26 protein-coding genes are annotated in these 23,326 nt (G+C 40.2%); 12 read left to right on the forward strand and 14 right to left on the reverse strand.

Translation table 11 applies throughout. The features are described 5' to 3' along the window. Positions 1-2: 2 nt before the first annotated feature. Positions 3-599 carry a 3'-5' exonuclease family protein gene (locus tag CHX27_RS09610; protein WP_094486558.1) on the forward strand — a complete coding sequence of 199 codons (597 nt, stop codon included), beginning with the start codon at positions 3-5 and terminating at the stop codon, positions 597-599. Here CHX27_RS09610 and CHX27_RS09615 read toward each other — a convergent pair. Genes CHX27_RS09615 through acs form a run of 8 tightly spaced genes read right to left on the reverse strand, consistent with a single transcriptional unit; the run spans position 577 to position 7,929 of the window. Beyond that, a complete protein-coding gene (locus CHX27_RS09615) occupies positions 577-1,134 on the reverse strand; it encodes a 4'-phosphopantetheinyl transferase family protein (protein WP_094486559.1) in 558 nt (185 codons plus the stop codon). The two genes, CHX27_RS09610 and CHX27_RS09615, sit on opposite strands and share 23 nt — an antisense overlap. After that, positions 1,131-1,385 carry an acyl carrier protein gene (locus tag CHX27_RS09620; RefSeq protein ID WP_094486560.1) on the reverse strand — a complete coding sequence of 85 codons (255 nt, stop codon included), beginning with the start codon at positions 1,383-1,385 and terminating at the stop codon, positions 1,131-1,133. The genes CHX27_RS09615 and CHX27_RS09620 overlap by 4 nt, the downstream gene beginning before the upstream one ends. Position 1,386: 1 nt before the next feature. Then, on the reverse strand, positions 1,387-2,652 hold the full coding sequence (locus tag CHX27_RS09625; protein ID WP_094486561.1) for a beta-ketoacyl-[acyl-carrier-protein] synthase family protein: 1,266 nt from the start codon (positions 2,650-2,652) through the stop codon (positions 1,387-1,389). Continuing rightward, positions 2,645-3,097: a 3-hydroxyacyl-ACP dehydratase FabZ family protein gene (locus CHX27_RS09630; RefSeq protein ID WP_317048279.1), complete on the reverse strand. Its 453-nt coding sequence runs from the start codon at positions 3,095-3,097 to the stop codon at positions 2,645-2,647. Before CHX27_RS09630 ends, CHX27_RS09625 begins: the two co-directional genes overlap by 8 nt. 1 nt (position 3,098) lies before the next feature. Next, complete coding sequence (locus CHX27_RS09635; protein ID WP_094486562.1) at positions 3,099-4,151, reverse strand: type III polyketide synthase; 1,053 nt, start codon at positions 4,149-4,151, stop codon at positions 3,099-3,101. Continuing rightward, entirely contained in the window at positions 4,148-4,846 is a 699-nt protein-coding gene (locus CHX27_RS09640) for a methyltransferase domain-containing protein (protein WP_243388981.1), read from the reverse strand. The genes CHX27_RS09635 and CHX27_RS09640 overlap by 4 nt, the downstream gene beginning before the upstream one ends. After that, complete coding sequence (locus tag CHX27_RS09645) at positions 4,843-5,964, reverse strand: NAD(P)/FAD-dependent oxidoreductase (protein ID WP_094486563.1); 1,122 nt, start codon at positions 5,962-5,964, stop codon at positions 4,843-4,845. Before CHX27_RS09645 ends, CHX27_RS09640 begins: the two co-directional genes overlap by 4 nt. A gap of 57 nt (positions 5,965-6,021) precedes the next feature. Further along, positions 6,022-7,929: an acetate--CoA ligase gene (acs, locus tag CHX27_RS09650; protein ID WP_094486564.1), complete on the reverse strand. Its 1,908-nt coding sequence runs from the start codon at positions 7,927-7,929 to the stop codon at positions 6,022-6,024. A gap of 128 nt (positions 7,930-8,057) precedes the next feature. Between acs and CHX27_RS09655 the strand changes: the two genes are divergently transcribed. The 11 genes from CHX27_RS09655 (at position 8,058) to CHX27_RS09700 (ending at position 19,217) form a co-directional block, all read left to right on the forward strand. Next, positions 8,058-8,663 carry a flavin reductase family protein gene (locus tag CHX27_RS09655; RefSeq protein WP_094486565.1) on the forward strand — a complete coding sequence of 202 codons (606 nt, stop codon included), beginning with the start codon at positions 8,058-8,060 and terminating at the stop codon, positions 8,661-8,663. Next, a complete protein-coding gene (locus tag CHX27_RS09660; RefSeq protein WP_094486566.1) occupies positions 8,660-10,909 on the forward strand; it encodes an oxidoreductase in 2,250 nt (749 codons plus the stop codon). Before CHX27_RS09655 ends, CHX27_RS09660 begins: the two co-directional genes overlap by 4 nt. Next, a complete protein-coding gene (locus CHX27_RS09665; RefSeq protein WP_094486567.1) occupies positions 10,906-12,495 on the forward strand; it encodes an AMP-binding protein in 1,590 nt (529 codons plus the stop codon). Before CHX27_RS09660 ends, CHX27_RS09665 begins: the two co-directional genes overlap by 4 nt. Beyond that, entirely contained in the window at positions 12,492-12,908 is a 417-nt protein-coding gene (locus CHX27_RS09670; RefSeq protein WP_094486568.1) for an acyl-CoA thioesterase, read from the forward strand. The genes CHX27_RS09665 and CHX27_RS09670 overlap by 4 nt, the downstream gene beginning before the upstream one ends. After that, positions 12,905-13,864 carry a carbon-nitrogen hydrolase family protein gene (locus CHX27_RS09675; protein WP_094486569.1) on the forward strand — a complete coding sequence of 320 codons (960 nt, stop codon included), beginning with the start codon at positions 12,905-12,907 and terminating at the stop codon, positions 13,862-13,864. The genes CHX27_RS09670 and CHX27_RS09675 overlap by 4 nt, the downstream gene beginning before the upstream one ends. A gap of 235 nt (positions 13,865-14,099) precedes the next feature. Then, positions 14,100-15,179, forward strand: a complete 1,080-nt coding sequence (locus tag CHX27_RS09680; protein ID WP_094486570.1) for a cupin domain-containing protein — start codon at positions 14,100-14,102, stop codon at positions 15,177-15,179. Positions 15,180-15,189: 10 nt separating this feature from the next. Then, positions 15,190-16,092 (forward strand): fumarylacetoacetate hydrolase family protein, encoded by a 903-nt coding sequence (locus CHX27_RS09685; RefSeq protein WP_094486571.1) that lies wholly within the window; start codon positions 15,190-15,192, stop codon positions 16,090-16,092. Beyond that, complete coding sequence (locus tag CHX27_RS09690) at positions 16,092-16,850, forward strand: maleate cis-trans isomerase family protein (protein ID WP_094486572.1); 759 nt, start codon at positions 16,092-16,094, stop codon at positions 16,848-16,850. Before CHX27_RS09685 ends, CHX27_RS09690 begins: the two co-directional genes overlap by 1 nt. Before the next feature lie 91 nt (positions 16,851-16,941). Beyond that, the gene (locus tag CHX27_RS15555) at positions 16,942-17,097 is read left to right on the forward strand and encodes a hypothetical protein (protein WP_165764487.1); all 156 of its coding nucleotides are present in this window, start codon (positions 16,942-16,944) and stop codon (positions 17,095-17,097) included. A 99-nt stretch (positions 17,098-17,196) separates the two neighbouring features. Beyond that, a complete protein-coding gene (locus CHX27_RS09695) occupies positions 17,197-18,807 on the forward strand; it encodes a tetratricopeptide repeat protein (protein ID WP_094486573.1) in 1,611 nt (536 codons plus the stop codon). A gap of 14 nt (positions 18,808-18,821) precedes the next feature. Then, the gene (locus tag CHX27_RS09700) at positions 18,822-19,217 is read left to right on the forward strand and encodes a sensor histidine kinase (RefSeq protein WP_165764488.1); all 396 of its coding nucleotides are present in this window, start codon (positions 18,822-18,824) and stop codon (positions 19,215-19,217) included. Positions 19,218-19,959: 742 nt separating this feature from the next. Here CHX27_RS09700 and CHX27_RS09705 read toward each other — a convergent pair. The 6 genes from CHX27_RS09705 to CHX27_RS09725 form a co-directional block, all read right to left on the reverse strand. After that, positions 19,960-20,325, reverse strand: a complete 366-nt coding sequence (locus CHX27_RS09705; protein WP_094486575.1) for a DUF1304 domain-containing protein — start codon at positions 20,323-20,325, stop codon at positions 19,960-19,962. Between the two features lie 405 nt (positions 20,326-20,730). Continuing rightward, positions 20,731-20,988: a Txe/YoeB family addiction module toxin gene (locus CHX27_RS09710; RefSeq protein ID WP_094486576.1), complete on the reverse strand. Its 258-nt coding sequence runs from the start codon at positions 20,986-20,988 to the stop codon at positions 20,731-20,733. Between the two features lies 1 nt (position 20,989). Then, positions 20,990-21,244, reverse strand: a complete 255-nt coding sequence (locus tag CHX27_RS09715) for a type II toxin-antitoxin system Phd/YefM family antitoxin (RefSeq protein WP_094486577.1) — start codon at positions 21,242-21,244, stop codon at positions 20,990-20,992. Positions 21,245-21,778: 534 nt separating this feature from the next. Then, positions 21,779-21,949 carry a hypothetical protein gene (locus tag CHX27_RS15560; protein ID WP_165764489.1) on the reverse strand — a complete coding sequence of 57 codons (171 nt, stop codon included), beginning with the start codon at positions 21,947-21,949 and terminating at the stop codon, positions 21,779-21,781. 4 nt (positions 21,950-21,953) lie between these two features. Beyond that, entirely contained in the window at positions 21,954-22,478 is a 525-nt protein-coding gene (locus tag CHX27_RS09720; RefSeq protein WP_094486578.1) for a hypothetical protein, read from the reverse strand. Positions 22,479-23,100: 622 nt separating this feature from the next. Then, a partial coding sequence (locus CHX27_RS09725; protein WP_165764490.1) for a hypothetical protein occupies positions 23,101-23,326 on the reverse strand: 226 nt, incomplete at its 5' end.

Here is a 23,326-nt window from a genome sequence, read left to right on the forward strand (position 1 = left end):
TTATGCTGGACTGGATTAAAATAGCAAACAAAAATTATCCCGACTTCTGGAAAGTCTACCTTTCGCGTATCGAACAAAAACCGGAACGTGCAGTTGCGTTACGACTACAAACTACCGGAAACGATCCGCATAAAGATGTCATTTTAGCGATTAGTGCAGTAGGTATGCAACAGAATCACATAAATGCCGGCGATGTTTTTGAAGTCGTTCTTTTACAATACGTTTTTAACCACGACAACGGATTGTCGAACGAATTTATCATTGAAAGTAAAGTCGAGAAAATGCTGGAACCGCAAGCCATCGAACAATTCATTAATTATCTCGGAAATGCGGTTATTGTTGGCCATCAGGTGAATTTTGACATCGAAATCATTAACACGGTTCTTGAAAAACTAAATTGCGGACGTTTGCGTAATGAAGCGCTCGACGTAGACATTATGTACAAAAAGTACAAGGACATTTCATCAGATAAGACCTTTGCCATCGAGGAAATCGAAAAACAATTAAAACTTCCTGAATCGGATAAAGAATCGACTACCGACAAAGCTTTTGCCTTGGCGCTGATTTACCAAAAACTCAAGCATAAATTAAAGCTGTAGCGTCCAGGTTTGCGATGTCTGCTTTGAAAAGTGCATACGCCGTAAAAGCACCATGCGAACTTTTTGATACCGGAATTCGGCGATGATTGTTTTTTGTTTGAAGAAACGGAAGTCCCTTCGTATCTTTTTTAAAATCAAACAGATAAAGTAATTCTTGTAAATCGTCGAGTACGTGTATTTCTTTCAGACGTTCCTCTGAACTACTGCAAATCGAATGAATTTTTGAACCGTCTATTGCTGTTTGTACGAAAAATTGTTTCCCACGAAAACAAATCGTGTCAGACAAAATTACCGACGTATCAATTTGGTTTTCAATTTGATGCGGACAAAAACTGTGAATGTAATGCAATCGCTGAAAAGCCTTATAGCAGGCTTCTTTTCTAGTCCATATCAACCAAAATGCTTGCCACGGATTTTCGGCTTGTCGAATGTAGCGCTGCTCAGCCAACGTACAAATTTTATCCAAGCGCCGTTGTTGAAGTACGATACTTTCGCTTAACGCGACTTGCAAATCAATGATATCATTTCCAATCATTTACGAGAAATTGCGTCTTCAATTACCGCGATCGTATTGGCTACATTCGTCATTTTCTCCATGGCCGAATTATCGATTGTAATGCCAAAAGCATCTTCCACATCCAAAACCACATCTACCAAAGTGGCTGAATCAATTTTTAAATCTTTTATGAAATCGGTTTCCATCGAAACGTGCTCCATTGCAGTACTTTCCTGAGAATACGGTCGAACAATTTCGGTGAGTTTTGCTAAAATTTCAGTTTGCGTCATTTTAATATTTTTTGAGAATCAAACAAGCATTTACATCTCCAAAACCAAAACTTGCCTTGGCAATAACATCTAATTTGTGCAGTTTTTTGGTAGGATGAATGCATTCCACTGCAATTCGATTGCTAATTTCGGGATGAATATCTTCTGAATTTACGTTTGGATGTAAAAACTGCTCTTTCAATTGCAACACTGCAGCTACTGTTTCTATGGCACCACTTGCGGCCAATGTATGTCCGATAAGTCCTTTTGTGGCTTGGATTTGAGGAAAATCTGCTCCAGACCTTTGTAAAGCCTGCGTCCAGTTTTCAATTTCGGTACTGTCTTTTATGGTGGCTGTTAGATGTCCGTTTATCAAGTCAATTTCAGATGCCGAAATACCGGAGTGAATAAGCGCTTGCTGAATGCATCGAATCACAGCAACCGAATTTGGCGCAGTCATGCTTCCGCCGTTTCGTTGACCGCCACTGTTTACGTGTCCGCCTAAAATCTCTCCATAAATCGGCGCGTTTCTTTCCAAAGCCACGTCTAAGGCTTCTAAAACCAAGGCGCCGGCTCCCGCCGCTGGAACAAAACCGGAAGCTGTACCCGAAAGCGGTCGCGAACCTTTTTCCGGCTCATCGTTGTGTTTAAACGTACAAACACGCATCGCATCAAAGCCTCCCCAAATGTACGGGCCGCTATCACTGCTGCTTCCTGCCAAAATACGATCGGCTTTTCCAGTGGCAATCCGTTCCGCGGCAGCGAGAATACTTTCAGTTCCCGTAGCACAAGCACTTGAATTCGAGGTGTTACAATTTCCCAAGCCAAGCTTCCCTCCTACGTACGCACTTACGGCACTACTCATGGTTTGAATTACCGCCGAACTTCCCAATCTTCGCGTTTGAAGTGCATCGATTTGAAGAATGCTTTCGCGGAATTTACCGACACCCAAACTTCCGTTTCCGAAAATAATTCCGCTTTCCCAACGTGGATGCGCTGTTTCGATTGATAACCCCGCGTCGTTCCATGCTTCCAACGCTGCTAAAACGCCATAAACAAAGCCTGTGGATTGTAAATTTCGGCGTTCGATCTCCGAAAAAACAGATTCGAGTACTGTATTTTCGAATGTTGGCGTACCTGAAATGCGACATGAAAATTGAAGAGCTTCCAGCTCAGGATCGAACGAAATTCCCGAAGCACCCGTTCGTAAGGCATCGCTAAAATTCTGTATTCCAACAGCATTTGGCGCAACAACTCCTAATCCGGTTATGACTACTCTCCTATTCATTTGGATTAAAATCGGTTAACATTCCTGAAATACTTCCTCTCGCTAAAACATCGCCACTTTCATTGAACAAAGAAACATCGCACTTTAATTTTTCAAATCTAAAATATACTTTCTTTGATTTTACTGTGAGTTTATCTCCTGGAAAACTGGACTTTAAAAAGTTAATTTCAGTTGAAGTAAGTACGCATATCTTGTTATTATACAATGCATTATGATTTATATAAATCCCTAAACAAACTACTCCTATTTGTGCCATAATTTCGGTATGAATAACACCGGGCGTAATCGGAAAATCTTTAAAATGTCCCTGATAGAAATACGCATCTTCGGGCAATCGGTAATTTCCGGTGATCTCATTTTCGGATACCGACGTTATTTCATCAACAAACAAAAATGGTTTTCGGTACGGCAGCTGAGCCAGAATATAGGTGTTTGCATTCATCATTTTAAAATTCGATTAGTAGGCGTTGCGCGGTAAAACCCGGACCAAAACTCAGCATCAAACCAAGTTCGCCCGACTTTGGTTTCGATTTTAAAACTTCTTCCAAAACAAATAAAACCGTTGCGCTCGACATGTTGCCAAAGCGCGACAATACTGATTTTGTTGCGTTTAGATTCTTTCCCAAATCCCCAAAAAGTGCTTCGACGGTTTGAATAATCTTCTTCCCACCTGGATGAAAAATAAGGTGATTAATCTGATCGATAGTGCGTTTGTTCTTTTCTAAAAATGGGTGTATGATGTTCGGAAAATGCTCGGCAATCGTATCTGGAACTTCCACATCTAAAACCATTTTCAGACCGCCTTCAACCAAATCAAATCCCATCATGTGTTCTTTGTCAAAGAAGTGATACATTTCGTGGCTCAGAATTTTAGGATGTGTAACTTCTTCACTGTCAGAAAGTAAAACGCAGGCAGCACCATCACCAAAAATGGCCGCGCTAACCATATTAGCCATGCTAAAGTCGTCGAGTTGAAATGTTGCCGAAGGACTTTCGAATGCCACAATTGCTGCCTTTTTACCTGGGTTTGCTTTGAGAAAATGAGTTGCATAAATCAATGCACTCACGCCTGCTACACAACCCATTTCGGTTACGGGAAGCCGCACAACATCTTGCTTAAGTCCAACTTTATTAATCAAATACGCATCTAAAGATGGAATCATAATTCCGGTGCAGCTTACAGTAATGATGTAATCGAGTTCCTCGGGATTCCAATTTGCTTGTTGTAAAGCTTGTTCAAGGACGCGTGTTCCGAGTGTTATTGCAGCTTCCTTGTAGATACGGTTCTTTTGTGCGAAAGTATCGGCAGTAAATACTGACACCGGATCCATAATGGCATAGCGTTGATCGACCAGAGCACTCTCGAATATTTTTACCACTTTACGAATAAACCGGTCGTCTTGGCCGTGCAGCCACTGTTCCAAAAAAGGAATGATTTCGGCAGTTTTCCTAGTAAACTCGGGAACTGCGGTAGCTACTGCACTTATTTGTACACTCATGTTTTATAGATGATCCATTGGTAGCGGTACGCCCACCTCCAACGAATGCTGAATTTAGTGAAATTTAGTTGCTTGGCGTAACGCAAAAAATCAGCTTTTTTGAAACCCCGTAAAATCGAAACTAGTCCGTCGGATGTCGACATTCGGTTTAAACGGAAAACAAACGCCAAAGCTGTGAACAAATAATACGCTTGTTTAGACCGATGTAAATCATTGATTCCCAACCCGATATTTGCTTTCTCATAATATTTTCGAATCACCTCCAGCAACAATTCGTCTTCAAAATGATGCAAGGTTAATGTGCAAATTACAATATCAATGGGTTCATCGGGAACTACCTGTAGAAAATCGGAACAGCTATAGCGAATCGAACTATCAGATAGTTTAATTGCATGATTTATAGTGGCTTGATTCCCGTCGATTCCCGTTAGACGAACATTTAAGTTACGTTTCTGAGCCCAAATTTTTATGGTTCTGAGCATGTCGCCGTTTCCGCAACCTAAATCAACAATATGTACTTCCTTTTGATTTTTGTTTCGAAGAAGTTGTTCAATTCCGTTAATTGTAACCCGATTCCCTCCTAAAATTTGATTGATCCACGCAATTTTATCGAGTGCGTCTGTCAGCTCCGAACCTTCTAAATTCATGTCGTCCATGATTTCCGGTTCTGTAGAGCGCGTTCGAGTACTTATCATGTGGATTCTTGTTTGCCGTGCGTTTGTTTGATAACGAATTTCAACAACTGCGGGTACCTCACGAAGATAGGGAACAATTTGTCGGCAATGACTTGATTTTGGAAAACTTTAGAGATTTGTCGGCCCATCCATAATCGTCCTGAAAACGCCTTGTTCCAATCTTTTTGATACATTTTCTCGACACGTATTCGATTTATTTTTGTGGGTTCGGGATATTTTGTCAGTATTTCCGAAATCAAACGCGCACTTTTTATGGCCATTGCCATTCCGTTTCCACAAAGCGGATGTATCAAACCGGCAGAATCGCCAATCATTAAGATATGTTTTTCTGATTTGGTTTTCTTTTCAAAAGAAATTCCGCTGATGGCAATTGGTTTTTCAAAGGTGGAAGTGCTTTTTTCGAAGATTTCTCGAAGCGGCGCATTTTTAAAAAGAACGTTTTTAATTAATTCGGATATGGTTTTGTTTTGCTCGAGCAACTCTTGTTTGGCAAGAAAGCAAATATTTAATTCGTTGTTTTCGATTTTAGAAACGCCGCAGTAACCGCCGGTAAAATGGTATAATCCAACGATGTGTTCGGGGAAATCGCCTTTGTAGTGTGCTTTGACCGCAATCCAATCTGCATTTTTATAGGTGTGCTTTCGCTGAAATTGAACATCGACAACACTTTTCTTTCCCAAAGCGTTTAAAACGTAATCGGCTGTTAGTGTCTGATCACTGCGAATTGCAATAGTGAATACATTTTCATGGAAGCTGATGTTGTCTATTTTTTCAAAAATAAAGTCGACGCCAATAGCTTTCGCGCGTTGGTACAGCAGTGAATCGAGGGCAAATCGACTGATTCCCAGACCTCCAAGTGGCAATGTACACTCCAATTGCTTACCGTTTTCCAACACAAATCGCAGTGTGTCAAGATTTTTCGGTTGTAAAGACAAAATATCCACACCTATTTGCCGCAAGTAAGAAACTACTTCATTAGACAAATATTCGCCACACATTTTGTGATGCGGATACTTATTTTTTTCGATTACCGTAACATCAAAACCATTCATACGCAGGTGAATCGCGGCAGTTAAACCGGCTAATCCGCCTCCCGCGATCACAATTTTTGGTTTCATTTCGTTTGAGGGTCTTCCCTACTGCACTACGTGGGATTATGTTACAGCGTGCAAGGTCTACAACTTTCCTTTTTTAATTTCGTCGACAACTTCTGGATTGAGTAAGGTTGTAATATCTCCAAAATCAGCGTCGTTATTTTCGGCGATTTTTCTAAGAATTCGTCGCATTATCTTTCCAGATCGCGTTTTGGGTAATCCACTTACAAACTGAATTTTATCCAATTTAGCAATCGGTCCGATCTGACTTGCAACCACTTGATTAATTTCATTGCGCAAGTTGTCGTGATTACGGGTCATTCCTTCTTCTTTCAAAATCACAAAGCCATAAAGAGCGTTTCCTTTGATGTCGTGCGGGAATCCAACGATTGCACTTTCTGCAACAGCTGGATGTTCGTTTATGGCGTCTTCAATTGGCGCAGTTCCTAAATTATGTCCGGAAACAATTACAACATCGTCAACGCGTCCGGTAATTCGGTAATAACCTACTTCGTCGCGCAGTGCACCGTCACCGGTGAAGTATTTTCCAGGAAATGTAGAGAAATACGTTTTCTTATATCGTTCGTGATCGCCCCAAATGGTTCGTGCAATGGCAGGCCAAGGGAATTTTATGCATAAGCTTCCCACAACCTGATTTCCGTCGATTTCATTACGCTTTTCGTCCATCAATACCGGTTGGATTCCCGGCAACGGCAAAGTCGCATAAGTTGGTTTTGTAGGTGTAACGAAGGCAATAGGCGAAATCATGATGCCACCCGTTTCCGTTTGCCACCAAGTATCGACAAGCGGACAGCGTTTACCACCTACATGATCGTTAAACCAGTGCCAAGCTTCTTCATTAATAGGTTCACCAACCGAACCAATCACTTTCAATGACGAAAGCGGGAACTTTTGCACATAATCCAAGCTTTCTTTAGCTAGCGAACGTATCGCTGTTGGCGCCGTATAAAACTGCGTAATTTTATGTTTTTCAATTACTTGCCAAAATCTACTCGGATCTGGAAACGTCGGAATTCCTTCAAACATCACCGTAGTTGCACCATTTAATAACGGTCCGTACAAAATGTAAGAATGTCCGGTTATCCAACCTAAATCTGCCGTACACCAGAAGATATCGTTCTCTTCGTAATTAAAAATATTCTTAAAAGTATAAGCCGTGTAAACCATGTAACCTGCGGTGGTGTGTACCATTCCTTTGGGTTTTCCGGTGCTTCCACTGGTGTAGAGAATGAAAAGCGGATCTTCACTGTCCATGATTTCTGCCACGTGATTGTCGGATGCATCAGCCCACAAATCGTCTAGCCAAATATCGCGCCCGTCGGTCATATTCACCGAAGTATGTGTTCGCTTCGCCACGATTACACGCTCTACGGTATCGTTCGATTTTAATGCTTCGTCGACAATTTCTTTCAGATTTATGGTTTTGTTTCCGCGGAAACCGCCGTCGCTTGTTACAACTAATTTACAACCCGCATCGTTTATTCGGGCAGCGAGTGCAGCTGATGAAAATCCAGCGAAAACTACCGAGTGAATGGCTCCGATTCGCGCGCAAGCTAAGGTAGCTACTGCCAATTCCGGAATCATAGGCATGTAAATGCATACACGATCGCCTTTTTTCACACCTAAATCTTTGTAGATATTTGCCATTTTACAAACCCGCGAATGCAATTCGTTGTAAGAAATGTGCTGTGCTTCCTCGTCGGGATTATTCGGTTCAAAGAGAATGGCCGTTTTTGTACCACGTTTCGCCAAATGACGGTCGATACAATTTTTTACAATATTTAATTTTCCGTCAACAAACCATTTTACATCGGCTTCAGCCATATTAAAATCAACCACCTTTTCCCAATTTTGGTACCATACAAAGTGCTCTTCGGCAATTTTTCCCCAAAATTTTCGCGGTTCGCGGATCGACTTATTATAATGTTTAAAGTATTGTTCTAGGTTTTCAATCTTGTAGTAACTCATGGCTAAAAATTCGTGTAGTTCAAATCTAATAACTTTTATTCGTTAACAAGTAAAAAATCACAAACGAGTGTTCACGAAATCGTTTGCAAAAGCTATTTTTTATTTAATTTGTGGAAAAACAATCCAAAATGATAATCAAACCGGAAGAACTCGATTTCAAATCGGTTTATAAGTTGCTCACCGGACTTGTAATTCCCAGACCTATTGGTTGGGTAGCTACTGTCAGTGAAGACGGTGTGCACAATTTAGCACCTTTCTCTTTTTTCAATGCCGTGAGTGCCGATCCGCCTACGCTCATGTTTTCGGCATCTAACAGCCCGAATGCCAATAAAGATACTTCTCGTAATGCCCTTCAAACAGGTGAGTTTGTCGTTAATATGGTTACCGAGAATTTAGTTGAACAGATGAACGATACGGCAGCACCGATTCCTTCCCACGAAAGTGAGTTTGATTATGCGAAGATCGCTTATGCAGAAAGTACCGTAGTGAAACCGCGTCGTGTGGCAAATGCACCGATTTCGTTTGAATGTAAGGTTATTCATCATCATCACATCGATGGACAACGCGGTGGAAGTATGATGATTCTCGGAGAAATCGTGATGATTCATATAAACGATCAAATTGTGGACGAGAACTATCACACCGATTTAGAAGTTTACCAGCCAATTTCGCGTTTAGCGGGAGCTTTTTATGCACGCTTAGGCGATCAGTTTGTTTTAAAACGCGCACAATGAAAATAGCAGTAATTGGCGGTGGTCCAGGCGGATTATACTTTTCGATTTTACTCAAAAAACAACAACCTACGTTCGAAATTTCGGTTTTTGAACAAAATAAAGCCGATGATAGCTTTGGTTTTGGTGTTGTTTTTTCAGATGAAACACTAAGTGAATTTCTTCAAAAAGATCAAAAATCATACGATTTAATAAAGAATTCGTTTGCTTATTGGGACGATCTCGACGTGGTTCTCAACGGGAAATCGGTTCGAATTTCTGGAAACGGATTTTGCGGCTGTTCCCGGAAAACCCTACTCAAACTCTTGCAGCAACGCGCCTTAGAAGAAGGTGTGAACTTGCATTTCGAAACAAGTATTGAACCCGACACGGCTGTTTTAGCATACGACTTAATTGTTGCTGCCGACGGAATTGGAAGTAAGTTTAGAACGCAATTTTCCGAGACATTCAAAACCGAGGTTACTTTGCATTCGAACCGATTTGTGTGGATGGGTTCTACAAAACCCTTAGATGCATTTGCCTACTTTTTTAGAACTACCGCGCACGGTGCCATTGTAGCACACGCCTACCAATACGAAGCCGGAAAAAGTACGTGGATTTTCGAATGTTCGGAAACAACATGGAAAAATGCTGGATTCGATAAACTCGACGAAGCGCAAACAGTAGCAGTTTTACAGGATTTATTTGCTGAAGAACTCGACGGACACGGCTTGCTCACAAACAAATCAATTTGGCGTCAGTTTCCCGAAGTTCACAACCAAAATTGGCATCACAACAACATCGTTTTGCTCGGCGATTCGAAAGCTACCGCACATTTTTCCATTGGTTCGGGTACCAAATTAGCCATGGAATCGGCTATTGCTTTGGCAGAAGCGGTTCAAACACATCAAACAAATTTGCCTGAAGTTTATACACAATATGAACAAAATCGGCGTAAGCGTGTAGAAGCTATACAACATGCAGCAGTAGTTTCATTGAAATGGTTTGAATCGATGGATTTGCAAGTGAAAAAGCCGTTTGAAGCTTTTGCTATGGCGGTAATGACACGTGCTAAAAAAGTAACCTACGAAAACTTGCGCATCCGCGACCGTAAATTCACTGATTTTGTAGCGCAGGCGTTTGCACAGAAGAATGTCGCATCAATTAGCAGTCCAGCTTTTCAACCCTTTAAAATCAACGGCTGTACGCTGTCGAATCGCATTGCCATGAGCGCTATGGGGCAATATTGTGCAGAAAACGGACTTCCAAACGATTGGCATTTCCAACACTATACGTCACGTGCACTTCAAGGACTTGGTTTAATCATTACCGAGGCAACAGCGGTCAGTGCAGGTTCGAGAATTGCTGAGACTTGCACGGGTATTTACAATTCCGAACAGCAAGAATCGTGGCAAAACATCAATCGTTTCATACACGAAAATTCGGATACTAAAATCTGGATTCAATTGGCGCATGCGGGTCGGAAATCGGTCATTGAACCCGTTGGACCTTCCGCGATTGCCTTCCATGAAAATGGAAAAACACCGGAAATTTTATATGAAAGCGATATAGAACGCATCACAAACGATTTTGTGGCTGCCGCAGAACGAGCTGTTTCTGCCGGTTTTGACGGTATCGAAATTCAGATGCATCACGGATTTTTGCTCGGCAGTTTTATTTCACTTTTGACAAATCTTCGAAACGACGATTACGGAGGAAGCATAGAAAACCGTATGCGATTTCCGATTCATGTTTTGAAAGCAATTCGAACAGTTGTGGCTAAAGACTTTCCTATTTCTGTGCGAATTTCGGCAACCGATTGGCATCCCGAAGGCGTTTCAAAATCTGATATTCAGACTTTTGTTTCAACTTTGAAAGAAAATGGTGCAGATATCATCAATGTTTCGACAGGAAATACGCATGCGCAACAGCAGGTAAAAGTTACGCCAATGTGGCAAGTTCCTTACAGCGATGAAATTCGAAATGCTTGTAATGTAAAGACAATAACAGCAGGTGAAATAACGGATATCGATCAGATTAATACCATTTTACTTGCCGAGAAAGCCGATTTGATTGCCTTAGGAAAGCCACTTTTATTGAATCCCGGATTTGTAATGAAAGCTGCTGCTTATGAAGGTGTTACTTTGAATAAGATTCCAAAAGCTTATCAAAGATCGTGGGATTCTCTACTCAAAACAACGCAGTTTGAACGCATACAGCTCGAACGTATGAAACAAGCTTTAAAACCAAAATCACATAAACCACAATGATGATTGCCGACCGTTTTGCATACGATGGATTGCCAGAAGCGAATCGCTTAGCTCATAATCCGTTTGTGGAATTTCGCCGTTTTAAAGGAAATTGCACGACTTTGTTTTTGGAAAAGAATATTGAGACGGGTTGTGGAGATAACATTGCTTTAATTTCTGAAAATCATTCATTTACGTATTTTCAATTACTGGAATTAGTTAATCAAGCTGCTCATGAACTGACAAACATTTATGGAATTCAGTCTGGAAATCGCGTGTTACTTCGTGGGTACAACAGTGCCGCATTTGCCGTGTATTGGTTAGCAATTGCACGTATTGGAGCTATAGCAGTGGCAACTATGCCGCTTTTGCGGAAGAAGGAACTAGAAGTTATAGCAGAAATGGCTGCTGTGAGCTTGATGATTTGCGAAGACGAGTTAGCTTCAGAACTCGATTCGTTTTCAAAAAATGAAAATACAAAACTCCTCCTTTTCAATCGCTCTGATTTTAATGTTACTTTAAAGAAATACAATTTTAGTACCAATTTCCAGCCATTTATTGCCAGTGAAGAACTGTTGGCCTTGATAGGTTTTACTTCAGGAACTACGGGAAAACCAAAAATGACTGCCCATTATCACAGTGATGTAGCAGCTATTTGCGAAGGATTTCCGAAATATTCGTTGAAACCTAAAAGAGGAGAGATTTTCGCTGGGAGTCCGCCGCTAGGTTTTACCTTCGGATTAGGCGGCTTGTTGCTGTTTCCTTTGTATTATGGAGCTACTTCCCTACTCATTCCAAAACCAGCTCCAGAAGTTTTGCTGCAAGCTATCGAAGAACAAGGCGTTACAACTTGTTTTACTGCACCAACCGCTTGGCGTGTCATGTGTGAAAAGGCAGCCGATTATAACATCGACACCTTAAAATATTGCGTTTCAGCAGGCGAAGCATTGTCCGCTAAAGTAGCAAAAGATTGGGAAGAAGTTACGGGAATTCCGATTTTGGATGGTATAGGCGCAACAGAAATGCTGCATATTTTCATCGGATCTTCACACGAAAAACGGAAAATCGGTTTTACAGGAGTTCCGATACCAGGTTACGAAGCGACATTATTCGACGACTTTGGCAATGAAATACAGGAGATTAATAAAGCAGGTCGACTAGCCGTTCGTGGAATTACGGGTTGCAAATATCTTTTCAACACCGAAAAACAAGACGCTTACGTACAAAACGGTTGGAATTTTACAGGTGATATTTACCAAAAAGACGCCGATGGCTTTTTCCAGTTTGTAGCACGTGGCGATGACATGATTATTTCTTCCGGCTACAACATAGCAGCTATCGAAGTCGAACAAGTACTTTTGGAACACGAGTTAATTAAAGAATGTGCTGTGGTAGGAAAACCCGACGAAAACAGAGGTATGCTCGTTGCTGCTTATGTTGTTTTGCATGAATCGGTTTCCGGAAACGACGAACTCAAAATACAAATACAAAATTGGTTTAAAGAACATGCCGCTCCGTACAAATATCCGAGACATATTGAATTTGTAGCGACACTTCCCAAAACGGAAACAGGAAAAATTCAACGATTTAAACTTCGAACGTCATGAAATCTTTTATAAAAACAGAGAAAATTCGCTTCAGGCATTGCGATTACGCCGGAATTGTGTTCTATCCACGCTATTTTGAAATGCTCAATGATTTAGTAGAAGATTTCTTTGCCGAAGTTTTAGAACGTCCGTTTTCCAAAATACATGAAACAAACGGTATACCAACGGTGCAGCTGCAAACGCGTTTTTCCGCTCCGGCGCGAATTGGCGACGTAGTTATCAAAAAACTAAACGTTCAAAAGTTAGGTTCATCGTCGGTCGTATTTAAATTTTCCTTCACGGGAGAAAACGACCAAGAAATCTTATCAGGCGAAGCAACTTTGGTGAACGTGCGTTTAGCAACAGCAACGGAAGCTATGAAATCGGAACCCTTTGACAGAAAAACCATTGAACTTTTAAATCAATATGTATGAGTTTAGAACTTCCGAAATTTAAAGCGGCTGTAGTCCAAGCATCGCCTGTTTTCCTAAATGCTGAAAAAACGGTTGATAAAGTGCTCAATATCATGCGTGAAGTAGCGCGAAACGGCGCTCAATTAGTAGCATTTCCAGAAGTTTTTATCTGTGCATATCCGTATTGGAACTGGATACTCACGCCTGTTCAAGGAAGCAAATGGTTTGAACTTTTATATAAATCGTCGTTAACGGCTGATGATATTCTTATTCAGAAAATCCAAAAATCAGCAAAGGAACTTGATTTGACAATTGTTATTGGCATGAACGAACGCGGAACTAGCTTTGGCGAACTGTACAATACGAATTTGATAATCGACAACACCGGCGAGATCGTTGGAAAGCACCGAAAGTTAGTACCCACCTGGGCGGAAAAACTTACATGGACTTCTGGCGATGGTTCTTCCTTGCGCGTATATCCAACAAAAACGGGAAATATTGGAACTTTAGCTTGTGGAGAAAACACCAATACTTTGGCGCGATTTACTTTGTTGGCACAAGACGAAAACGTACATATTGCCAACTACATTTCCTTACCTGTGGCGCCTCCTGATTATGATATGGCCGATGCTATAAAGATTCGAGCGGCTGCACATTCGTTTGAAGGGAAGCTATTTACGTTAGTTTCGTGTTCAACCATCGGTGCCGACGCAGTTAAGATGTTGGAAGCCGATTGTCCGAATGCTGCCGACTTACTAAGTCGTGAGCACGCTGCTTTTTCCGGAATTATCGGTCCGACGGGAGTTCCGATTTCCGAACCGTTAATCGACCAAGAAGGAATTGTCTACGGAGAAATCGACTTAAGTAAATGTATCCAACCCAAGCAAATGCACGATATTTTAGGACATTACAATCGTTTCGATATTTTTGAACTCCGTGTGAATACAGCGAAAACTAAGAGAATAACGTTTCTTTAACCTGATAGTTCGGCCGACTCTTAATTAGTTTAAAAGAAGCTCGTATGATTGACAATTCTACCACACCTTTACTTTCAATTACAAATAGCTAAATGATGGTGCTATTCAGTGGAAAAGAACATTTTCTTGCGTATCACATGCAACAGCAAAATTGGAATGCCATAAACGAATCAATTTTAGAATAATTTTCGAGCTACTTTGAGTTTAATAATTTAATACTTTTGAATACTACCAAATGAATAATAATCATTCAGACGACCAACTAGGAAGAGCGCGAGTTAAATCTTCGCCTGAACTCGAAGCCTATTACAAAGAACTAGAAGGCTTGGGTGCTGGTGCTTTATGGACCGTTGCCAACGACATTGAACCTTGGGAACCTCGCTCGTATTCTGTTCCAATGTTATGGAAATATGATGAACTACGTGATTTAGCTTTAAAAAGTGCCGAATTGGTTACACCCGAACAAGCAGGTCGACGCGTGGTTTATCTCGTTAACGACAATCGAAAAGCCGTAAGTGCAGCTGTTGGTTGGTTGTACACAGGAATTCAAGTTACAAAACCCGGCGAAAGTACTTCGGCACACCGTCACAAAGCTTCGGCACTGCGTTTCATTATGGAAGGAAAAGGCGGCTACACGGTTGTCGACGGACATAAAATAACCTTTGAAGTAAACGATTTTGTAATCACTCCAAACAGCACTTGGCACGAACACGGCGTTGCCGAAGATGGCGAAACCTGTGTTTGGCAAGACGGCTTAGATATTCCGCTGGTAAATGCTCTGGAAGCGAATGATTATGCTGTTTACGACGGAAAACAAGAATTAAAGTACCCTGTTAATTACTCCGTTTTAAATTACGGAAATTCAGGTTTTTACCCTACTCATGAAAATTGGAATAAGCCGTATTCGCCGTTATTTAAATTTGAATGGAAGAAGATTTATCCGGCTTTAGTCGAGGCAGCAAAAGTTAATCCGATTAATGCGTACGACGGTGTAAAAATGCGCTACAGCAACCCGATTACGGGTGGACACGTCATGCAAACCATGGGCGCTTCCATGCAATTACTTCCTGCTGGATTTTCAGGAAAGCGTCACCGACACACGGGTTCGTTTGTTTATCAAGTGGCGAAAGGCTCCGGATATTCGATTATCGCCGGAAAGCGTTTCGATTGGAAAACCCGCGATATATTTTGCGTGCCGTCTTGGGCGTGGCACGAACATCACAATGCATCAGATACCGAAGATGCCTGTTTATTCTCCTTCAACGATTTACCAGTTATCGAATCACTAGGTTTGTACCAAGAACAAGCCGATTAAAAATTGCATTATGAAATTAAATAGTTTCCTTTTTCACGAACGTGAAACCTTGGGTGTTGTTTTGGGCGATTTTGTGGTTAATACACGCCTATTGAACGCACATTATCCAGAAATTCCTGTAACGATGCTTGAACTAATCGATCGCGGACAAGCAGCGAAAGATCAGCTACAATTGCGTATAAATCGTTTGAAAGAAGGAGAATTTGTTCAAGTAAGTCATAAGCTTTCTGAAATCCAGTTGCTGGCTCCGATTCCAAAACCAAGGAAGAATATTTTTGGTATCGGATTGAATTACACCGAACACGTAGCCGAAAGTGCGCGAACACTCGATACTTCAAACGAATTGCCGAAACAGCCCGTCATTTTTTCTAAGCCACCAACTACAGTTACCGCACATCAAACCGCAGTTCTCTTAAATCGAAAAATTACGAATCAGCTGGATTGGGAAGTCGAATTAGCGGTTGTAATTGGAACAGGTGGTAAAAACATAAGCAAAGAAACTGCACATAATCACATTTTTGGTTACACCATTATTAACGACATCTCAGCACGCGATTGTCGACGTGCCGGACAATGGATAGTTTCCAAAGGTCAAGACACTTTTGCACCTATGGGACCTGCCCTACTTACTGCCGATGAAATTTCAGATCCACAGGATTTAGACTTACGACTTACCGTAAACGGCATTGTAAAACAAAACAGCAATACCAAGTTTATGCTTTTCAGTATTGCCGATTTAATTTCAGATTTAAGTACCGTTTTTACTTTGGAGCCTGGCGACATTATTGCAACAGGAACTCCCGCTGGTGTTGGTGCCGGAAGAAATCCGCAGGAATGGCTGAAAGACGGCGACCTTATTGAAGCCAGCGTGGAACGATTGGGAACGCTTGTAAATCACGTAAAAGAAATTTAATGAGTTCAGAAAAAACATACCGTATTGGCCAGATCGTACCTTCGTCGAACGTGACGATGGAAACCGAAATCCCTGCTATTTTTCGAGCTAGAGAAAGCATTTTACCCGAACGCTTTACGTTTCATTCGAGTAGAATGCGCATGAAAAAAGTTACCAAAGAGGAACTAGAAGCCATGGATGCCATGAGCTTGAAATGTGCGGTCGAATTGTCAGATGCACGAGTAGATGTAATGGGTTATGCCTGTTTAGTAGCCATTATGAGTATGGGAAATGGGTATCATTGCGTTTCCGAGAAAAATCTTCATGCCGAAACTGTTGCCAACGGTGCTCCTACTCCAATAATTACGAGCGCAGGCGCGTTGGTTAGCGGTTTACAAACCTTGAAAGCCAAAAAAATCAGTATCATCACGCCGTACATGCGTCCGTTAACCGATTTAGTAGTTGGTTATTTAGAACACCAAGGATTTACCGTAATCGATTCCATTGCTTTGGAGATTCCCGATAATTTGGAAGTTGCCGCGCAAAATCCCATGAATTTGTTGGAAATATCCGAACGGTTAAATATCGCTGGAGCCGATGTGGTGGTAGCTTCTGCCTGTGTGCAAATGCCTTCTCTAGCGGCTGTCGATCCGTTACAGCAAAAACTAGGATTGCCCGTTACCAGCGCAGCGGTTTCAACTACCTACGAAATGATGAAAGCACTCGGTATTGAACGAAAATCGACTTTAGGAGGCGAACTTCTTTCCGGTAAGTACTAAAACTCGCATTGAATTTATTCGCAATAGAATAACATTCGCGTAAAGCGTAATTCCCAGCAGCTGACGAACTTTACTAAAAAGATTAGCTGCTATGAATCCATTGTCTTACGCCGAAGTAAATTCTGATTTAGAAAACATCATCGCCATTAACAACAGCGACGATTACGATGATAATTTGTTTGATTTCGACTTCGACTACGATCCAAACGACATGTATTTCGAATTGATGGACCAGTCGGATCTATAATTTCATTTCAGGTTGTGAGCGAGAAGTCGGTTTATTGTATTTTCTAAGAAATTTCTTCTTAAAATTGTTTACTATTGCTTCAAATTGAAGTACATAGTCATGCGTTTTCTCTGTCTCACGTTAATTGCGCTAGCACAAATATGCTTTTCCCAAGAAATTGAAAGCAGTACACCGTCTTTAAAGAAAATCGACAGTTTAAAAGCGGTGTTGCGACAAGCAAAGAATTCAAAAAACGACCGGCTCGCGTATTATTTAGCCGAAGATTATCGCTTCATAAACGCCGATAGCGCAACACATTACGCACTTCTGGCAGAAAAATGGGCGGGAAAAAATCCAAAAAAGCGCAGTAAGATTTACCAACTATTGGCAAGTATTAAGCGTATTTCTGCCGATTATACTAGCTCAGAGAACTACTTCAAACGCGCCATCGAGCAGGCGAAAATAGCCAAAGATGTTCCTCAGGAAATTGCCGTACTAAACGATTACGGCATCATGCTCGAAAATCGGAGTCAGTACACCGAAGCACTCGATTTATACCTAAAAGCCTTGCGACTCAGCGAAAAGCAAAACGATTTAATCGGAGCAGCAAATGCGCAACTTAACATCGGATTTGTGTATTTGAGTCAGGATGAAATCGACGAAGCGTACAATTGGTTTAAAAAGTCGCTCGCCAACAGCATAAAAGCCAAGTACAAAAAGGGCGAAGCTTGGAACTACAGCAATATTGCTATCGTGCTCGACCGAAAAGGACAGTACGAAGAATCGAGAAAATACTATTGGAAAGGAGCGGCCTTCATTGATAAAGAAAAGAACAAACGCGAGTATTCACGGATTTACTTCAATGTGGCCAACACGTATAAATCCGAGCGTCGCCATAAAGAAGCCACCTTCTATTTTTTGAAATCGCTCGAATTAAAACGCTTGTTTAACGATCCGTTTGACTTAGCATCAACCTTAGCAAAGTTGAGCGTTTCATGCCGGCAAACCGGAGATTACACCAAAGCTATCGCCTACGCAGAAGAATCGCTTGTCATGGCACGAAAAGCTGAATCGGCCGATTTGGAAATCAGTTCGTTAATGGCACTTTCCGAAGCGTACGAAGCTGTGGGCGATTACAAAAAAGCACTCTCGTACGAAAAACAAGTTCCGGATTTAATGGACAATTTGTACAATGAGGAAAAGCTTGAAAAGCGCACCGAAATGATTGAAAAGTACGAGTTGGAAAAAAAGGCCCAAGAAAACAAATTACTGAAACAAAAAGCCGACTTAGCCGCGGCTACGCTTCACAAAAAAAATCTAACGATCGTAACGTTTTCCCTAGTTATTGCCCTAGTGCTGGTCGTCCTTTTGTCGGTGTATCTCCAATCGCGCAAGAAAGGGAAACTAAATGCCTTACTCGTACAACAGAAAACGGAGATCGAAACTAAAAATTCGTTGCTTGAAGAAGCTGTTTTCGAGAAAAATAATCTGATGAATATCGTTGCACACGATTTGCGAGCCCCTCTCGATAAGGTAAAAGGATTGAGCGATTTGCTGCGAGATGCTGACACCGATCTGGAAACTCAGCAACAGTGTTTGGATTTAATTACTGTTGTAACCGACCAAGGACGCCGTCTTATCGACGATCTGTTATGTCTGGTAAGGCCGAATCGACCGATTTCGTTGTGGAAAAAACTGAAGTTTCTGCTCGGCCATTTTTGGAAAATTTAGCCAAAACTTATCAAATGTCGGCGCAGGAAAAGGGAATCACATTGCTTTGCGAAGCGATTGAAACCACTTTTTATACGGATGCCGACAAGCTACAACGCATTTTAGACAATCTGATTTCCAATGCTTTAAAGTTCTCACCAAAGGAAAAGCGCGTCTGGATTTGCTTTTCAGAACGCGACGATGCACGGATTTTCTCGGTTCGCGATGAAGGACCGGGAATTAGTGATACCGATCAAACGAAGTTATTTCGCAAATTTCAGAAACTAACTGCCCGCCCAACCAACGGCGAAGCGTCGACAGGTTTAGGTCTAGCGATCGTAAAACAACTCGCAGAGCGCCTAAACGGCAGCATCGAAGTATCGAGCACCTTAGGCGAAGGAACCACTTTTTCTCTGGTTTTAAAGAAGTAGCGATTTTTTTGTGAAGTTCTTGCGGTAATTTAGTACTGCTGTGTATCTAGCCGATAAATCACAGTATTCATCAAAAAAGCTAGCTATTTAAGAATTCACGAAATCTAGCTTTTTGCTTCTCTGAATTTAATCTTGAAGATGCTGAAACGTAAAAGCTAACTTTTTAAAGAATTGAAAGTGAAAATTCTGTAACGTATAAAAATATTATGCTACGCTGGTTGAATAAAAAAAGCAAAAAAAGGGAAGAAGCAAAAAATGTATTTGCATCCTAGTATAGTCTAAAAATTAGCACGATGTTACTCAAAGGTTTCCATAATTTTCACAAATCCCGCCTTCTAGTACCTCAAGCTGCGAAGTTGCGTGGTTTTGGCGCGTAGAATGATACGTTAAGTGGCGATGGTCGCGATTCCGATTGCTATTAGAACAATCCCGATACGTTTCGGGACTAACTTCTAGATTCAACTAGAATCTGCCGCCTGCGACACGCTCAGGCAGCGTCAATACGTTGGATAAATACGTATAATAGTGAACGTCATCCAAGTTTTAATACTTGAATCTTAATACTAAAAAAACTCGACAAGACTTGAAAATCGTCGTTCACTGTCTTCTAAAGTAAATTATTTTAAGTAGCCATTTTCGTCTTTAAATAGTACCCATATACCTAGGAATATCAAAAAAGTACGTTTGGCAACCTCCTATGTAAATGAAATCTATCTTCATTATTTTCGTCGAACAAACGTCATTAATTTAAGAGCAACAAACATAAAATTGTGACTATGGCCGGCAATGCCTGAACAAAAAAGATTTTTCTACTGGCACTGAATGCGCCATAAATACCGGCAACCGACACACAAATTAAGAAAAAGAGCGCTATGTTTTTCGACCAAACTGTATCCGAGATTAGTATCGACCACAGCAATCCGGCCGACAAAAATCCGTTGTACAAGCCCTGATTTGCTGCTAAAGCTTTAGTAGGTTTAAATAAATCTCTGGGCAAAGATTTAAACGTTCGTTTACCGATGGTTTCCCATGCAAACATCTCAAAATAAAGGATATACAAATGTTCCAGAGCAATTATTCCGATTAAGATTTTTGTAATTATGTTCATTTTTCAATCATTATTGGGTTCTCATTAAACTAACGCACAGCTGATCGAGTTATCTAATTAGCTAAAAAAGCTCTGCGTGAATGTAGTCAAATATCTGTATTTAATTCCAAAACAATTAATTACTTCGCGCATCTAGAAACTAAGATAAGTTTTTTTATTTGGGCGTTCCGGCGCCTCAGTACCCAAGAAACAAATCAGGCGCCGTCGGGTTTTACGCTGCCCCCGATAGCTATCGGGGCATTTTCTGTCCGCGATGCGGATCAAAAAATAAGATTTCCGCTGCAACCCCTAACGCGGGGAAAGTGCACAGAAAATAAGTGGAAAAATTACTGTTTGTAGTTTTTCGGATTTTTCAGGAAAAGGGAGATTGTGTAACGGTTACCGTTGTTAGCAAGCGTAATAAATTTAGTCGTAGTGATGTCTACACTTTACTATTTGAATCTCATCATCTTGAAATCTGTATATAAGTGTGTGTTCGTCGTCAATTCTTCGTGACCAAAAACCAGCATATTTGTGTTTTAATGGTTCAGGTTTTCCAATTCCTTCAAAAGGTGTTCTAGAAATATCTTTGAGCAGTTCGTTGATTTTCTTAACTTTTTTCTTGTCTATTTTTTGCCAGTACAGATAATCTTCCCAAGATTCATCTACAAAAACAAATTTCATATTATTCTTCAATTAAATCTTTAGAAAAAGAATCTCCTTTTCTCAGTTTTTCAATTGCTGAATCAAGACGCTTTTCATTAGTTCGAGAAGATAATTCATAGTTTGTAGCCATAAAAGAATTATATTCTTCAAGTGACATAATAACAACACCAGAATCTTTTCCACGATTAATTACAAGAGTTTCGAAGTTCTTAACTACTTTATCAAAATATGATTTGATATCTTTTCTAAAATCTGAAATATTTGCAACCAACATTGCGTGAAATTTTGTACAAAAATATGTACAATATTTCTTGTTTAACAAATTTGTTTGTTAAATAATGCTTACTGACGTTTTCCGATTTGCGAAGGCCGGGATTTTCAGCATTAAACTTCATTAAATACACATGCTTAAATTTAGCACTTCACTGTCATAGATACACTTAAGCCGCCACTTTGCAATACACTATGCCTGTTACACAACTCAAAAACACACATAAATCCATGCAACCGATAGCTATCGGTTTTACAGTAATCTTCAAATTTTAGAACATAAAAGGAAAAAAGAATTTTCATCCTCACTCGTTTACCTCGGTTAACTTGACTGACTTTTATAAACTGATAGCGAGTTTAACCTATTATCTCAAAAAATACCTGAACGTGATTGTTAAAAAACTATTGGCTCACTACGAGCTTCATACAACAACTGATAAATACGGCTAATGTGATGTCGTTTTAGCTGTGCAGCTCAACGATTTTGATTAGAAAGGTAGTTGTGAAACGGTTAGGTGTGTTGGAAGGCGTGCCTTATTTAGACACGCAGTTTTGGCTTAGTAGTAGTTTGCGTAACGGCAGTTTTTCGCTTGCTGTTTTTTAATTTTAATTCACTCATTAATTTTCTAAAATCAGTGAGTTCTTCTTCTGTCCAAGGTTCAGACTTAGTTGAAAGATCAATTTCTTTTGGCTCTTTAATTAGTCCCATGATTCTAGTTTTTAAAATATTGTGATATAAGTTTCAAAGCTGCGGTAGTTTCAATAAACATTCTTAGGCCGCGGAAATGTGTAGCATTTAAAGTCTGTTCATAATGCTTAATTAATGAGGTTTTAGCATCAAAAGCTAGAAAACCGTCATAACCTTTATCAACTGATACTTTACACGCAAATGCAATCAAATTTGCTGGTACTCCTAAGTAAATTTTGCCTTTCCCTTTGTTAAATTTTGAACTTTCAATCAAATGCATGAAAATATGATCCTGTTTATCTTCGATACTCACCAAACCTTGAATTATTAGCGGATTGTTTTCTGTAGTTAACTTGTAAACTTCTTTAGTACTGTCATTAAGTTCTTTATGCCAATCGAATTGCCATTCTGACTTTTTGACTTGCTTTTTATCCTCACTTTTTAATCTTTCAATTACGGTGTTGAAAACCTCACCAGTAGCAACGTTTTCAATTGAATTTGTTAGTTTATCAACTTCAAAAACCAGACCGATATGTTTGTGCTTTTTCACTCTGCAATTTATGAAAAATCCATAAACGGAACCATAGTTTTTGCTTTGGTTGAAAATGGTATGCCTACTACCGTTCCAGAAATTAGTGTCAGTTGCGAGCTGCTGATCTGATTATTTTACACCAAGATACTAAATCTTCCAAAACGTGAACGTGAATTTACCACAAAATTCGCAATCTTACCAAACGCCTGTGCTCGTTGCACAACTCAAAAATACACACAAATCCGTGCGCCTTTGCAGTTATTTTCGTATTTTCATCATACTAAGAAAAAGAATTTTCATCCGCACTTGTTTACCTCGGGAAACTTGACTGACTTTTTTTAAACTGATAGCAAGTTTAACCTATAATCTCAAAAAAAACCTGAACTTCATGGTCAAAAAACCATTGGCTCAAGTTGCTGTGGCATCTATAAAAACAGCGAAACAACGCGCTTCTTCGAAAACGGCAATTCACCAAATAAAAAGAGGCGTTTTAAGCCCTTTTAAAATATAAGAGTCGCACCACGAGCTTCACACAACAACTGCTAAAAACGGCTATTATGATGTTGTTTTTGCTGAACAAATCAATGTTTTTTGTTTAGAAAGGAAGTTGTGGAACGGTTACGGCTTTTATGTGCCGTATTTATTTTTTTAATTCACTTTTTAATTTTTCAACGTATGGTCCAAAACGTTTGTCTTTATCAATTTCTGTTTTTGCTATCCATTCGTTGAATTTCTCAATATTTTTTTGGCGAAAATATTCACCTAAAATATTATAAGCATTTTCAGCATTATAAGTTTTATCCTCAACAACTTTTAAAATTTTTTCTTTAGTACACGACAAAAAACATAATTGATTAAAAATCAAT

The sequence above is a fragment of the Flavobacterium aurantiibacter genome (assembly GCF_002251775.1).
GTDB lineage: Bacteria > Bacteroidota > Bacteroidia > Flavobacteriales > Flavobacteriaceae > Flavobacterium > Flavobacterium aurantiibacter.

Coding starts and splice junctions, on each gene's coding strand:
- CHX27_RS09610 (WP_094486558.1), top strand. CDS start 3: ATGCTGGACTGGATTAAAATAGCAAACAAAAATTATCCCGACTTCTGG.
- CHX27_RS09615 (WP_094486559.1), bottom strand. CDS start 1,134: ATGATTGGAAATGATATCATTGATTTGCAAGTCGCGTTAAGCGAAAGT.
- CHX27_RS09620 (WP_094486560.1), bottom strand. CDS start 1,385: ATGACGCAAACTGAAATTTTAGCAAAACTCACCGAAATTGTTCGACCG.
- CHX27_RS09625 (WP_094486561.1), bottom strand. CDS start 2,652: ATGAATAGGAGAGTAGTCATAACCGGATTAGGAGTTGTTGCGCCAAAT.
- CHX27_RS09630 (WP_317048279.1), bottom strand. CDS start 3,097: ATGATGAATGCAAACACCTATATTCTGGCTCAGCTGCCGTACCGAAAA.
- CHX27_RS09635 (WP_094486562.1), bottom strand. CDS start 4,151: ATGAGTGTACAAATAAGTGCAGTAGCTACCGCAGTTCCCGAGTTTACT.
- CHX27_RS09640 (WP_243388981.1), bottom strand. CDS start 4,846: ATGATAAGTACTCGAACGCGCTCTACAGAACCGGAAATCATGGACGAC.
- CHX27_RS09645 (WP_094486563.1), bottom strand. CDS start 5,964: ATGAAACCAAAAATTGTGATCGCGGGAGGCGGATTAGCCGGTTTAACT.
- acs (WP_094486564.1), bottom strand. CDS start 7,929: ATGAGTTACTACAAGATTGAAAACCTAGAACAATACTTTAAACATTAT.
- CHX27_RS09655 (WP_094486565.1), top strand. CDS start 8,058: ATGATAATCAAACCGGAAGAACTCGATTTCAAATCGGTTTATAAGTTG.
- CHX27_RS09660 (WP_094486566.1), top strand. CDS start 8,660: ATGAAAATAGCAGTAATTGGCGGTGGTCCAGGCGGATTATACTTTTCG.
- CHX27_RS09665 (WP_094486567.1), top strand. CDS start 10,906: ATGATGATTGCCGACCGTTTTGCATACGATGGATTGCCAGAAGCGAAT.
- CHX27_RS09670 (WP_094486568.1), top strand. CDS start 12,492: ATGAAATCTTTTATAAAAACAGAGAAAATTCGCTTCAGGCATTGCGAT.
- CHX27_RS09675 (WP_094486569.1), top strand. CDS start 12,905: ATGAGTTTAGAACTTCCGAAATTTAAAGCGGCTGTAGTCCAAGCATCG.
- CHX27_RS09680 (WP_094486570.1), top strand. CDS start 14,100: ATGAATAATAATCATTCAGACGACCAACTAGGAAGAGCGCGAGTTAAA.
- CHX27_RS09685 (WP_094486571.1), top strand. CDS start 15,190: ATGAAATTAAATAGTTTCCTTTTTCACGAACGTGAAACCTTGGGTGTT.
- CHX27_RS09690 (WP_094486572.1), top strand. CDS start 16,092: ATGAGTTCAGAAAAAACATACCGTATTGGCCAGATCGTACCTTCGTCG.
- CHX27_RS15555 (WP_165764487.1), top strand. CDS start 16,942: ATGAATCCATTGTCTTACGCCGAAGTAAATTCTGATTTAGAAAACATC.
- CHX27_RS09695 (WP_094486573.1), top strand. CDS start 17,197: ATGCGTTTTCTCTGTCTCACGTTAATTGCGCTAGCACAAATATGCTTT.
- CHX27_RS09700 (WP_165764488.1), top strand. CDS start 18,822: ATGTCGGCGCAGGAAAAGGGAATCACATTGCTTTGCGAAGCGATTGAA.
- CHX27_RS09705 (WP_094486575.1), bottom strand. CDS start 20,325: ATGAACATAATTACAAAAATCTTAATCGGAATAATTGCTCTGGAACAT.
- CHX27_RS09710 (WP_094486576.1), bottom strand. CDS start 20,988: ATGAAATTTGTTTTTGTAGATGAATCTTGGGAAGATTATCTGTACTGG.
- CHX27_RS09715 (WP_094486577.1), bottom strand. CDS start 21,244: ATGTTGGTTGCAAATATTTCAGATTTTAGAAAAGATATCAAATCATAT.
- CHX27_RS15560 (WP_165764489.1), bottom strand. CDS start 21,949: ATGGGACTAATTAAAGAGCCAAAAGAAATTGATCTTTCAACTAAGTCT.